Raw genomic sequence first — 12,948 nt, forward strand, 5'->3', positions numbered from 1 at the left:
GCGATCACATCAGGCGAGTTTAATCAGTGTCATCCCGACGATTAATAATATCAACCCCAACCAGCCTTTATCGTTCAGACGCTGCCCAAAGAGGATCCAGCCCGCCGCCAGCGTAGCGATAACACCAAAGCCCCCCCACAGAGCGTAAGCCACGGAAAGATCAATGCCTTTTACCGCTTGCGACAGTGCGCTGAACGCCGCCAACACCGCCAGCAGCGATCCGCAACCAAAGGCTTTACGACGAAAACCATCGGACCATTTGAGAAAAATATTCGCCGTGATCTCCAGTACGATGGCAATGGCCAGCCATGCGCCGTGGATCCATTCAAACTGCGACATGTTCACGCTCCTGGCGCACGGCTTTGCGCGTCCCTGATTTAATCAACACAATGCCCAGCACCAGTGTTGTTAGCCCCGCCACTTTTAGCGTCGATAACGGTTCATCAAATAAACGGACGCTCAACACAGTAATCAATACTATGCCAATGCCTTCCCATAATGCATACGCCACGCCCAGGGCGATTTTTTTTACCGCGAATGACAAGAAAATATATGACAGCGCAATCATTACCAGCATTACAATAAAACCGCTGTGGTTCTCGCTCATCGTTGCCCATTTCATCGACAATGTGCCGGTAATTTCCGCAACGATGGCCAGCGCTAAGAAGATCCAATAAATCATTTTTTTCTCCTGCTTGAGAATACAATCCTTTGCGGCTTACCGAACCTCGGCAAACCGGATCAACAGAAATATCCGCCGCGCGTAAGCGGCCAGTTCAGGCAGAGAGAAAACTAGAGCGCCGAGCGCCAGTATTGTTCGCCCGAGAGCGGGCAGCAGGTATTGGAAAGAGAAAAAACAGAAGTGAAAATGCTGAATGGAATATCCATATCATTACAATTATCCGCAAATTGCTTCTCATCGTCGCGGAATAATATGTCCCCGGTAGTTAAACACGGTTTATTTCTATCACAGGCCAGGAATTTACTCAAAAGCTTTGCACTTCTTTACGCCGACAGTAACGCGCCGCTTGATACAGACAGCGGCGCGCTTTCTGCTACTCTTGCTGTTTTACAGCGCTGGCCCGCGCTTCCGCCAATAAATTCCACGAGCTGATAAATAATGCGGCAATCATTGGCCCCAGCACAAACCCATTAATGCCAAAGAATTGCAGCCCGCCCAGCGTGGTAAGCAGGATCAAATAATCCGGCATGCGGGTATCTTTCCCCACTAACAGCGGACGCAAAATATTATCGGCCAACCCTACCACCACCACAAAATAGAGCGTCAGCATTGTTGCAGTAGCAAGTTCATCGGTGGAATAGAGGAAAATCACCGCCGGGATCCAGACAATCGCGGTTCCTACCGCCGGAATCAACGACAAAAACGCCATCAGCGCGGCCCACAGCAGACTGCCGTTGAAACCGGCGAACCAGAAACCCATTCCGCCCAGCGCCCCCTGGACAATGGCCACCACCAGCGTCCCTTTGACGGTAGCCCGTGCCACACCCGCAAATTTCAGAAACAAGCGGCGTTTAATTTTTGCCGACAGCGGCATCGCTTCATAGATTTTACGCACCAGATGCGCGCCATCTTTCAATAAAAAAAACAGCAAATAGACCATTAAGCAGAAATTGATGGTGATCCCCAACGTACCTTTGCCAATGATCACTGCGCTCCCGGCCAGGTAACGCCCAACGCTTAGCGCAACGCCGGAAAGTTTTTCACGGATGGCCATCACTGAATCAAAGTCGTTCTCCCGCAGATAATTTCTCGCCCATTCCGGCAGATGCGCAATACCATTGCTTAATAACTGCGGTAGGTCGGTGGCGTTATTTTGCAGGCGCTGATACAGATTATTTATTTCGACCGCCAGTGACGACAGCACGGTCATCATCGGAATAAACACGATCACACAAATCAGCAACACGGTAATCAGCGAGGCGATACCGTTACGCCCGTGCAGGAGAACCGACAAACGCATGCGCAATGGATAAAAAATTAATGCCAGAATCACCGCCCAAATAATCGCGGAATAGTACGGCTGGATAAGCGCAAAAAACGCCACACTGACCAGCAATAGCAAAATGATAAAGAAGAAGTTGTTTATTTTTAGCGTCGTCATTCGGGCCATCCATTGGTTACACTGCCCCCAAGTGTAGTGACCTGACCCCGGAATGTAAAAACAATGTCTGCCACCACAGGATGTATTGAAGCCAGAAGAAGATACCTATGCGGCTGAATAATGACGTAACGGCAGCGGCTCCACGGCAGATAACAACTGCCGGGTCCAGGGGTGACGCGGCGCGCTGAATACCTGCTCCACCCCGCCGCTCTCCACGACTTCGCCATCTTTCATCACCGCAATACGGTGACTCATATGCTGCACGACACCCAAATCGTGTGAAATAAACACCATCGATAAGTGCAGACGATTTTGCAGCGCCACCAGCAGATCCAACACCTGCGCTTGCGTGGTCACATCCAGTGCCGAGACCGGTTCATCGCAGATCAGGATGTCCGGCTCGCAGGCCAGCGCCTGAGCAATGGAAATGCGTTGCCGCTGGCCACCGGATAATGTTGTCGGGCGTCGGCTCAGCAGATCACGGCTTAACCCCACCAGCGTCAGCAAGGTTTCGATGCGGGCAAGACGCGCCGGAGCAGAAAGCGTGGTATGCAACCGCAACGGCTGTTGCAGCAACTGCGCCACCGTGTATTGCGGATTAAAGGAGCCGAGCGGATCCTGCACAATGGTCTGAATGCGTGTACGCAGCGGACGCCGCTGACGTTCGGTTAATGTACTCCAGGCCTGCCCGCCAAGACGGATTTCGCCCTGCGGTGGCGTTTGCAGCGCCAGCATCAGTTTACCCAGCGTGGTTTTTCCGGAGCCGGATTCACCAACAATGCCCAACGTCTCGCCGTAGGCCACCTGCAATGACACGTTATTCACCGCCTGCAATACGCCGCCATCCGGCAATGAAAACGCCTGTGAGACGTTATCCACCGCCAGCACGGGCGTTGCACTTCCGGTCACGACATGCTCACGTACCGGCGTATGCGCCAACGGATCGCTCCCGGTCAACCACTGCCCACGCGTGCCCGCGCCCGGAATAGCCGCCAACAAACGTTGGGTATAGGGGTGTTGCGGCGCATGCAACACCTGCTGCACCGTGCCACTTTCCACCGCCTCTCCCTGTTGCATCACCACCACCCGATCGGCAATATCCGCAACCACCGACAGGTCGTGGGTGATCAACAGCACGCCATGCCCGGCATCCGCCAGCGCGCGGAAAACTTTCAGCACCTGTTTTTGCACGGTGGCATCCAGCGCGGTGGTCGGTTCATCGGCGATCAACAAACGCGGACCGGCCGCCAGCGCAGAGGCAATTAACGCACGCTGCCGCAAGCCGCCGGAGAGCTCATGAGCGTACTGCGCCATGCGATTGTGCGGATCGGGGATCCCCGCCTGAATCAACAGCGCTGCCACCTGTTGACTGACCTTCGCTTTTCGCGCCAGCCCGTGAGTCAACAGAGGTTCCGCCACTTCCTGGCCAATACGACGCAACGGATCGAGCGATGTCAGCGCATCCTGTAAGACAAAACCGATTTCCCGCCCACGCAGTTGCCGCCAGCGTCGGGTATCGCACTTCAGCAGATCTTGCGCCTGGCCATCGCGTCCTTTCAGGGTTAAGGCACTGGCGTGGATCACCGCACCAACGCCTGCCAGTCCTACCAGCGTGCGGGCAGTGACCGATTTCCCCGAACCGGACTCGCCTACCAGCGCCACGACTTCGCCAGGATTGACGCTGAATGAAAGTGATTTTACGGCCTCCACCACGCCCTGCGGCGAAGGAAAACTGACGCTCAGCTGCGCCACGCGCAGTAGCGGTTGTTGCAGGATCTCTGTATTCATTCGATACCGCCTTTGGTCATAATGGTTTGCAAACGTCTCCCCAACAGCGTAATGGCAATCACAGAGAGCGCGACAACGCTGGCGGGCAGCAGACTGACCCACGGCGCACTATCAAGGAAATTACGCCCTTCGGAAAGCAGCGCCCCCCACTCCGCCGTAGGTGGGGTAACGCCCAGTCCAAGAAAACTTAACGCCGACGCGGACAGCACCGCGTACCCCATTCCAACCGTGGCCAGCACCAGTAACGGACGCAGCGTATTAGGAATGATATGACGCAGGATAATCGTCAGCGGTGACTCACCCAGCGCGACCGCGTGTTGCACATACCCGGACAACCGGACCTGCAACACTTGCGCGCGCACCAGACGTGCATAACCGGCAATGCCTGCCAGCCCGACCGCCAGTAACGTATTCTCCGGCCCGCGTCCCAGTACCGCGATCGCCAGCAGCGCCAGCAACAGATCGGGAAAGGCCAACAATACATCCAGCAACCGCACCAGCGTCTGGCGTACCGCACGAGGGGCTAACCCGGCGAGGGTGCCAAGAAGAATGCCGCCCGTGCTCGCGACAAGCGTTGCCCCCGCGCCAATCCCCAGCGACAACGCACTGCCATATATCACGCGGGCAAAGACGTCGCGCCCGAGCTGATCGGTACCGAACCAGTGCACCGGCCCCGGTGGCTGTAAAATCGCGCCCAGATCCATGTCGTCCGGCCGGTAAGAGGTAAACAGCGACGGAAAGCACACGGCCACACTCAGCAGCAGCACGAGCAATAAGGGAATGAGGGTGCCTGGCGTCAGCCACGGGTTGCGGTAACGCGCACGTACGCGGCGGGAAGCCGCCAGCAGAAAATCACTCATCGGCGTGGCTCCTTGTTCGCAGACGCGGATCGATCAGCAGATAGAGCGCATCGATAAGCAGGTTGATCACCACAAACAGCAGCGCAGAGAACATCACCACGCCCAGCACCAGCGGCATATCGCGGTTCTCAATCGCACTGAGGGTGACCTGGCCCAGCCCTGCGCGACCAAAGACCGTTTCCGTCAGGATCGAGCCGCCCAGCACGCTGGCCAGCAGCGTGCCGGTCAGGGTCGATACCGCCAGTGACGCATGGCGCAGCGCATGACGCAGTCGCAGGCGCGTTTCACTGACGCCACGCGTGCGCACCGTGACAGCAAACGGCTGGGAAAGCGCCTCTTCCAGCCCATCGCGCAGCACCTGGCTGAGCATCGCCGCCAGTGGCAAACTGAGGGTGACAACGGGCAACACCAGCGACATCCAGCCGTCATTACCGGTCACCGGAAACCATTGCAGGCTAAAGCTGAAGAGGCTTAACAGCACAATGCCAATCCAGTAAACCGGTGTACTGAGCAACATCAGTTCCAGCCCGGCCAACAGATTGCGCAGGCGTGGGTTGCGCCCGGCAGTCAGCAGCGCATTACTCACCGCCAACAGCAGCGCCAGCGTTAACGCGCTCACGGCCAACGGAACGGTCTCTTGCAGTGCTCCGCCAATCACCTGCGCCACCGGTAACCGGTACTGATAACTCTGCCCGAGGTTGCCGGTCAGCGCCTCGCCGCAATAGCGCAGGTACTGCAACCAGAGGGGCTTATCCAGACCAAACTGGCGGGTCAGCGTTTCGCGGAAACTGTCATCCACGACGCTGTTGGCGCTGCCCATCAGAATCGCCACCGGATCGCCAGGGATCAACTTCACGGCAATAAAGGTCAGCGTCGCCGCGCCCCACAGCACGGCGAAAATGGTCAGCAGCCGTTTGCCTGCGGCCCGCAGCTTAACGTTGGATCCAGACATCATAGAAGTTCGGCTTCGCGTTAGTGGCCCAGCTAATACCCTGCACCTGTTTCGATTTACCCAACTGATACGCCGGAATATAAATCGGCACCGCCCACGCCTGATCAATGATCTGCTGCTGGATGGCGTAATAGAGGCGTTTACGCTCCGCGTCGCTGGCGCCAACGGCGGTCTCCAGTTGACTGTCCAGCGCTTTTACCCGGCTGAAGTTGTTCCCTTTTGGCGGAATGTAGTTGGAGTGAAACACCGTGCGCAGAATGTCCGGCTCCGGGCGAACAAAGTAGTTCGAGATAATGTCATAGTGATTCGCCGCCGTGCGACTGCTGAGGATGCCGGAATCCAGCGGATCGAGTTTCAGTTCAAAGCCGGCCTGCTTCACCTGATACTGAATCGCCTGAAACAGCGTCACATCCGCCGCTTCCACATCGCTGGAGGCGTAGCTGAACTGCACCGACAAACGCTTACCCTCTTTCAGCCGATAACCTTCGCCATCTTTTTGCGTCCAGCCTGCCTCATCCAGCAGGCGATTGGCTTTTTGCAGATCAAACCCCCACTTACCGGCAATCGACGGATCGTAATCGAGCGTCGCAGGCCCGAGGATATTGTCCGCCGGTTTCAGAATGCCGAAAAAGGCCGCCTTCACCACGGATGTGCGATCGATAGCGCTCTGGAACGCCTGGCGCACCTTGACATCGCTAAAGATGCCGGTGTCGCTATTCAGATAAAGGACGCGCGGCACACCGGGGTTTTCCCGGGTAATGACATCCAGTTTCGGGTTATTTTTCACCTGCGCGTAGTTCACCGGTGGAATGGCGTCGATCACCTGCACCTGACCGCTATTCAGCGCCCCCAGGCGTACCGCAGATTCCGGCAGATACTTGAACTCAATACCATCGAGCCAGGCGGGTCCTTGATGACTGGCGTAGCCCGGTCCCCAGTGATAATCCGCGCGCTTGCTCAGACGGCTGCCGCTGCCTTTCACAAAGGCGTCAAGAATAAACGGCCCGGACCCCACCACCGTGTTACTGGTGTTAGCGCTCTTTTTCAGGTAGGTCGGTGACTGAATACCTAAATAGGGCAAACTTAAGCCCTGCAACAACGGTGCAAACGGAGACTTATAACGGATCACTACCGTGTACGGATCCGGCGCGGTAATCGACGCCACCGGGCCCAGCAACGATTTGGAATAGCTGGAGGTGGTTTTCGGGTCGAGAATTCGGTCAAAGTTGTATTTTACCGCTTCAGCATCCAATTTCGTGCCATCACTGAAGGTGACATCCTGGCGGAGATGAAAAGTGTATTCGGTATTGTTGTCGTTAACCTCCCAGCGCTGTGCAAGCCACGGTGTAAAGCGGTTATCTTCCGCCTGGCCCACCAGTGAATCCACCACGTTGCGAGTGACCAGCGCGGTGACGGAATAGGCGGTGATTGACGGATCGATAATCGGCGTATCGCTCCCCAGTGCCACATGCAGCACGCCGCCTTTCTGCGGTTCGGCGTAACCCGGAAAGGCAACACCAGCCAGAATGACGGCGGAAATAAGGGACAAACTGACAATACGGCCAGCGGTAACGACACGTTTTTTCATCTCTTTTTCTTCCTTTTTGAGTAGTGAAGGCGCGAAGTCATCTTAGGAAGAAAAAAACCACCGGCAAACGATGTAAAACGTCTATCCTTTGCCAGAAATAAGCACTCGTCAGTCAGCCCCCCATGGATGTGACGTGCTGTTAATCCGTTTTCTTTCAGATTCGTCTGCTCGAAACCTGATTCACGATGCCTATTCTCTAATTACGCGTTATCATATTCGCTGATCTATATTGTATACATTAATGAATGTTATATCAGACATCATATATATCTCACCTCTCCCGGACCAATGTTTCAACAGCATTATTTGCAGGCTATTTAATCATTAAACTATTTTGACAGCCGACAATAACAATTCCATCAAAACACATTAACCACATGATTTAAATAGTTAATATTTTTATTTTATTCTCGATGTTGTTTTTTTTGTTATTGCTGCATATTGTTAATGACGTAGTTACCTCAAAACTGTCTTGCAAAAGAAGCAGATTAAATACCATTACTGAGGTAGTCACATGCTCGTTAAAATATATGCTATTGCAGGCAGCAATCAATTACGGAAAGTAATAATAACCCTGGTTTAATGCAATGGGAATCAACGGGTTTCATCTGTTTTTATCTCACGCAATTTAAGCCATGCTTAATGCACTATTCAAAATAGTGTAAAACACAATAGTCATTTAACAATGAACACCAGCCATCAATAATACGTTGATGCAAAAGCTTATTGACCACTTTTATTACAGCAACAAATCGGTATTTATAAACATAATTATCCTCTCTTCCCGTATGGGAATGGGGCACCTTTTCCCTTGTTTTCTGGATTATTGTATGACGACACTCAGCTACTCCAATGACGACAGAGATATCGTCAAAAAAGTGATCGCACAATACGGCAACAAAGGCACATTCGCGATTGATGCCAATGACCCTTTGCTGGTGCGCTTTTATGCTATTCAACTCGCACTGGCGGGTATCACGCCGAACAATTACCCGGCGTTTAGCCGCCAGTGGAACGACGCTACCCGCTTTAAAAGCAGCGCCGGTAGCCTTGATCAAGCCAGCGTCAACGGCGCGGTGCCGGTTTACAGCATTGTGGATATCAACTCCCTGGATGGCCGGAATTACACCGCTGATGCGCTGGGATCGCTGCCCACCCAGGCCACCAATGTCACGCAAACGTTAGGGCTGTTTGACAGCGATGCCAACAGTGTGGGAACGGTAAATTACACGAAGTCCTATATTAATGCGACAGATTGCCATATTCAGGCCAGCGGTGTTTATTCCCGCGCTCCGCAGGAAAATACAGAAAACGTCGCTGTTATTTATACCTTTGCGCAGACTATCAATCAGCAAACGGTTTTTGGCGCAGAAGTGATTGCCTCGCAGAGTTATCCAAAAGAAATCATTAATACCTCACCCACAGATCTGAAACAGAATAGCCAGATTAAAATTTGTTTAACCCGCGAGTCTGCCGACTGCGATTACTGGCATGATTATAACGGCGTGGTCAGCGTTCCCATTAAAGGTCAGGTCACCTATTTAAATAACATTGACATGAATGGCGGGCAACCGGTAAATGCCTGGAACGCCATTTACCTTATTCGCACGCGGGCTGGTGGTGATCCTATTACTCCGCTCAGTGATGTGAATGTGTTTAACAGCCCGAAAACGCAAATCAATGGCAATAGTATTTCCTGGGACCTGGACTGGCTGAAGTTTAAAACGGTTGATTTTCAATCGGGTGAAAATGTGTATTACATTTTCAAAATGGGCGTTTCCGTTGGTGGGAAAAACGTAGCCAGTTTTATTACCAACGCACCCAAAAATGTATTACCCGAACAGCGTTTTCTTAATACGTTCACCATAAAGCCCATGCAAATTGTTTATGGCTGTCTGGCCAAAGGGACGCAAGTCATTATGCGGGATGGCAGTCAGAAGAGTATCGAAACGATTGTGCCTGGCGAATGGGTATTATCCCAGCAGCAGCGTTATTTACGCGTGGAAGATGTCATTCGCGGTAAGGAATCCGATTGTCGGGTGCTTCATTTTACCTCGCCACATGGCGCACAAAACCTGACCGCCAGTGCCGGGCACCCCATCTGCACCACCCTCGGTGTTGTGCTGGCAAAGGAACTGACGCCGCAACACCGCCTGATAACACATGAAGGTGAGTTCACCATTGACGCCATTGAGACAACAACCCATGAACAGGACGTTTATAACCTGCATCTGTCGACCGACGATCCCCTTGCCGATGGGCTGGAAGGACGCAGCACACTGTACGCCAACGGTGTACTGGTGGGCGACAGCCAGATGCAGTGGCAGTACGAAGAAGAGTACAACCAGCGTCCGGTGAATGTGCTGGCTCAATTGCCCGACGAATGGCATCAGGATTACCAGAATTACCGTGCGGTAATGAGGAAATAGCGCCATGTACAAAGGCTATCCGGATTTCCAACAGATCATCACCAGCGACGATCACCTTTTCGTTGCGGATTACCAGCAAGATGGCGTGTTCTATCTCTACCCGCAGAGTAGCGCCATTCTTGCCACGGAACCGCCACCGCTGGCGTTTGCGCTGGATATTATCCGCAGCTATAGCCTGCAAGTGATCTACGGCAAACTGGCGTTTACCTGCCAGTTGCAATTTGCCGACAAAACGACGCTGGTGAATTTCAGCCGTCAGCACCCGGACTCCAGCATCCGCGTGCTGCCAGTGTCGCCCGACCAGCTTGGCTTCAGTGCACCACCTGACCACGCCTCCACGCTGACCGACAAACCCTATGATCCGACGTGGTATGCCGCGCAGGATATCCAGTTTATTGTGCTGCTGGATGTCTATAGCGCGGCGTTGATTGAAAAAGTACTACGCGATGGTATTACCGGCTTTCGCGCACGGATGGATGGCGGGGTTATCGGCGTCTCCCCGCGTCTGGACTATACCGTCGACACGAACGTTAAAACGTTGATTGGCGTGCTGGCCGACAATGTACCAGGCAGTGAGCGGCTGGCGGACAATCGGGTGATTTTTAATTATCTGCAACTGGCCGGGTATCTTGCTGAACATCTTACCCGGCTTCCGCTTAACATCATGCCGGTGTTAACGTCAACGGATCCGGAGCTGATACGCCTCTTAAGTCAGGCGTTACTTGACCGGTTGTACAATCGCTACGGTCAGCCGTGGTCTGGCCCTGTTGACAGCAATACCCCGTGGATTGGCCTGAAAACGCCGAATGACGGGCACGATGTTATTGAACTGTTCCGGGAGGAACTCACCCGCCGCCCGCTCTGTTTTACCCTTGATCCGTTTGCCGCCGCGCAACAGATCGCCAAAGTCGACATCAACGCTATTCTCCATTATCCCGAGCCGCTGCCGATGCCAGACGGCAAGCTGACATTCAATCTGTTCTATACCTGGCCGCCGGGATTGAGCGATGGTGTCAATATCGATGTGCAGATAACGATCCCGGCCGGGCTGTTGTACCCCACTGAGCAGACAAAAACGCTGTTACTGCAGGCAACGACCACCCATTTAACCTGTGAGTTTTATAACAACAACCCGGACGAAACGGGCAGTTATCACTACCAGGTGCGCATGACCTGGTCTGGGGAGCACGGTCGTCAGTTTCTGATCGGCGAGCGCACTCCCTTTAGTGGCAACACGCTGGTACTGGGCTACAACGCGCTACCCTGTCCGTTTTTAACCATCAATATTGATCCCGGCTTTGCCTCCAGCTGCCGGGTAAGCGGCATTTTCCACAGCCAGGATAAGGAAGTCCCCGTGCTGTTAACGGAGAAAGCGCAGTGGTTCAGCTATCCGCTACTCGACAAGGCGGATCACGCACAGCTTAGCGCTGAGCAACTATCCGGGCCGGGCGTCGTCCCGCTGCCGACACCCGTGATGTTAAGCACCACCATTGGCGCCTGGTGTTTCCCGCAATTTGGCGCACAGCGTGCGCTGATTACCGTTCACTTTCCGTCAACGATGCCTTACGTGGAGCTGCTGTTTCAGGCGCAGGGACGGGACGATGATCAGGCACATGCGTTTACCCACTCACAACCCACTTTTGAGTATCGCTGGATCGTGACGTCAATATTCGCCGCGGGTTTTCGTTACAGGCGACCTGCTGGCGAGTGGTCAGATTACGTAAGCGGCGATCAGACGATCGATATAGAGGCCTAACCATGACAGCCGAATACCTCAACCCGGAGCAAACATTGCAGGATTTTTTTCTGCTGGAGAGTGCGTTTGCTTTTCACGATCAAACCCAACCACCGACGGTGTACGCCTATGGCCGCTTCACCCCAGACTTGATACTGGATATGCAGAATACGCCGGTGAGCGCCCTGCACCTGATAACCAGCCCCGGCGGCGGCCTCGCCACGTTTATTTCACCTCAGCTTCCCGTCGACCGGGGGGCCATCGTTGCGTGGATCGAACAGCATATTGCGCCAGGGTTGCAGAACGTCCAACTGATGCAGTGCGAGAGTCAAATCGCCCTTGGTCTGCGCTTTGTTAACAGCGCCGACGGTACCTCCAGACGGCTGGAATTCAGCGAGGCAAAACTGGCGCTGACCCATGCCGAAAGCAGCCAGTTGGCGGGCGCGATTCAGGGAACGGCGAACCAGGTGTTTCTTAACACGCTCACGACGTTTCTGGTTATTTGTCAGGCAGACGGCGCGCTTGCCGCAGACTGGCTCGCTTTTTTACGTCTGGCGGTCACGCAGGGCATCCGCCAGACGCCGGAACTGATTGCGCTGATTAATCAGCAAATTGACGCTGGCGCGATCACATTCACTCACCACTATGCCAATTCACCCTCTGCGGAAACCCAGGCGCTGGTACGCAGCGAACTGGTGAACCTCGCGGCATTGCTTACTGGCAACACCTTAAAAAACATAAACAATATTGATCAGTTACCCAGTCAGATCACTTACGACATCACCTACAGCCACAGTGTGCCGCAGCGTTATTTGCTGGAGTATGACCAGGATCTTGCGCCGCTGCTCAGTCAGTTGCCTTTTGACACGATCGTCTCCTACAGCCCAACACCGCTGCCGGAACCCTCAAGACCCGATAAACCCGTTGAGCACACTCGCTGCACTGTACAACTGGGCTTTAAAGCCAGCGAGTACAAGATAACCGCCATCGAATTACGCTGGGGCAGTCAAACACAGGCCATGCAGTGGCCCTCATTTCCCCCGGTCACGCTGGAGAACGAAGGTTCCCCCGGCGACATCACGTTGACGGTGACCTTCGCTGACTACTCCACCTTCAGTAAGTCATTGTTCTGGCAGAAGGACATTACCCTCTGGCCAGCCGATATTGGCGTGAATACGGTGGTGTTCGATGCCAGCCATCTGGCAACCGTGTTTGCCAGCATCAACGGCAGCGCCACCTGGATCCCTGCCACCTCTTCGCTGAAAAAAGTCTCCACCAGTTTTCAGTTCTCCGGCAACCAGTGGCAAAGCACCTGGTTGTTGAATACCCATGCCGAAAACCTGAACGGGCGCATTGAGTATCGCTGGGAGGGCGTACCGGCGTCTCACTGGTCGAAGAAATATGAATCAGGTCCACAGCAGTCCACCGTCAGCCCCATCGTGTTGCAGTACATCAAGTAACATCACTGAGAGG

10 protein-coding genes are annotated in these 12,948 nt (G+C 54.0%); 3 read left to right on the forward strand and 7 right to left on the reverse strand.

What is annotated here, in order from left to right:
• Positions 1-9 precede the first annotated feature (9 nt).
• From mdtI to ABGA49_RS01730, 7 genes are all read right to left on the reverse strand, one after another.
• Positions 10-339, reverse strand: a complete 330-nt coding sequence (gene mdtI, locus ABGA49_RS01700; RefSeq protein WP_061495547.1) for a multidrug/spermidine efflux SMR transporter subunit MdtI — start codon at positions 337-339, stop codon at positions 10-12.
• Entirely contained in the window at positions 326-682 is a 357-nt protein-coding gene (gene mdtJ, locus ABGA49_RS01705) for a multidrug/spermidine efflux SMR transporter subunit MdtJ (protein ID WP_088237472.1), read from the reverse strand. The genes mdtI and mdtJ overlap by 14 nt, the downstream gene beginning before the upstream one ends.
• A gap of 373 nt (positions 683-1,055) precedes the next feature.
• Positions 1,056-2,123, reverse strand: coding sequence for an AI-2E family transporter (locus ABGA49_RS01710; RefSeq protein WP_347665039.1), 1,068 nt, complete (start codon positions 2,121-2,123; stop codon positions 1,056-1,058).
• Between the two features lie 105 nt (positions 2,124-2,228).
• Complete coding sequence (locus ABGA49_RS01715; RefSeq protein WP_347665040.1) at positions 2,229-3,911, reverse strand: ABC transporter ATP-binding protein; 1,683 nt, start codon at positions 3,909-3,911, stop codon at positions 2,229-2,231.
• The gene (locus ABGA49_RS01720) at positions 3,908-4,771 is read right to left on the reverse strand and encodes an ABC transporter permease (RefSeq protein ID WP_347665041.1); all 864 of its coding nucleotides are present in this window, start codon (positions 4,769-4,771) and stop codon (positions 3,908-3,910) included. The genes ABGA49_RS01715 and ABGA49_RS01720 overlap by 4 nt, the downstream gene beginning before the upstream one ends.
• A complete protein-coding gene (locus ABGA49_RS01725; RefSeq protein WP_061495533.1) occupies positions 4,764-5,726 on the reverse strand; it encodes an ABC transporter permease in 963 nt (320 codons plus the stop codon). The genes ABGA49_RS01720 and ABGA49_RS01725 overlap by 8 nt, the downstream gene beginning before the upstream one ends.
• Positions 5,704-7,311, reverse strand: coding sequence for an ABC transporter substrate-binding protein (locus tag ABGA49_RS01730; RefSeq protein WP_347665042.1), 1,608 nt, complete (start codon positions 7,309-7,311; stop codon positions 5,704-5,706). The genes ABGA49_RS01725 and ABGA49_RS01730 overlap by 23 nt, the downstream gene beginning before the upstream one ends.
• An 830-nt stretch (positions 7,312-8,141) precedes the next feature.
• Here ABGA49_RS01730 and ABGA49_RS01735 point away from each other — a divergent pair.
• Genes ABGA49_RS01735 through ABGA49_RS01745 form a run of 3 tightly spaced genes read left to right on the forward strand, consistent with a single transcriptional unit; the run spans position 8,142 to position 12,935 of the window.
• Positions 8,142-9,740 (forward strand): hypothetical protein, encoded by a 1,599-nt coding sequence (locus ABGA49_RS01735; protein ID WP_347665043.1) that lies wholly within the window; start codon positions 8,142-8,144, stop codon positions 9,738-9,740.
• A gap of 4 nt (positions 9,741-9,744) precedes the next feature.
• Positions 9,745-11,496, forward strand: coding sequence for a hypothetical protein (locus tag ABGA49_RS01740; protein ID WP_347665044.1), 1,752 nt, complete (start codon positions 9,745-9,747; stop codon positions 11,494-11,496).
• 2 nt (positions 11,497-11,498) lie between these two features.
• Complete coding sequence (locus ABGA49_RS01745) at positions 11,499-12,935, forward strand: hypothetical protein (RefSeq protein ID WP_347665045.1); 1,437 nt, start codon at positions 11,499-11,501, stop codon at positions 12,933-12,935.
• Positions 12,936-12,948 lie beyond the last annotated feature (13 nt).

Origin of the sequence: Kosakonia sp. WA-90 (assembly GCF_039871955.1) — a bacterium.
GTDB lineage: Bacteria > Pseudomonadota > Gammaproteobacteria > Enterobacterales > Enterobacteriaceae > Kosakonia > Kosakonia oryzendophytica.

Coding starts and splice junctions, on each gene's coding strand:
- mdtI (WP_061495547.1), bottom strand. CDS start 339: ATGTCGCAGTTTGAATGGATCCACGGCGCATGGCTGGCCATTGCCATC.
- ABGA49_RS01730 (WP_347665042.1), bottom strand. CDS start 7,311: ATGAAAAAACGTGTCGTTACCGCTGGCCGTATTGTCAGTTTGTCCCTT.
- ABGA49_RS01710 (WP_347665039.1), bottom strand. CDS start 2,123: ATGACGACGCTAAAAATAAACAACTTCTTCTTTATCATTTTGCTATTG.
- ABGA49_RS01735 (WP_347665043.1), top strand. CDS start 8,142: ATGACGACACTCAGCTACTCCAATGACGACAGAGATATCGTCAAAAAA.
- ABGA49_RS01745 (WP_347665045.1), top strand. CDS start 11,499: ATGACAGCCGAATACCTCAACCCGGAGCAAACATTGCAGGATTTTTTT.
- ABGA49_RS01725 (WP_061495533.1), bottom strand. CDS start 5,726: ATGATGTCTGGATCCAACGTTAAGCTGCGGGCCGCAGGCAAACGGCTG.
- ABGA49_RS01720 (WP_347665041.1), bottom strand. CDS start 4,771: ATGAGTGATTTTCTGCTGGCGGCTTCCCGCCGCGTACGTGCGCGTTAC.
- ABGA49_RS01715 (WP_347665040.1), bottom strand. CDS start 3,911: ATGAATACAGAGATCCTGCAACAACCGCTACTGCGCGTGGCGCAGCTG.
- ABGA49_RS01740 (WP_347665044.1), top strand. CDS start 9,745: ATGTACAAAGGCTATCCGGATTTCCAACAGATCATCACCAGCGACGAT.
- mdtJ (WP_088237472.1), bottom strand. CDS start 682: ATGATTTATTGGATCTTCTTAGCGCTGGCCATCGTTGCGGAAATTACC.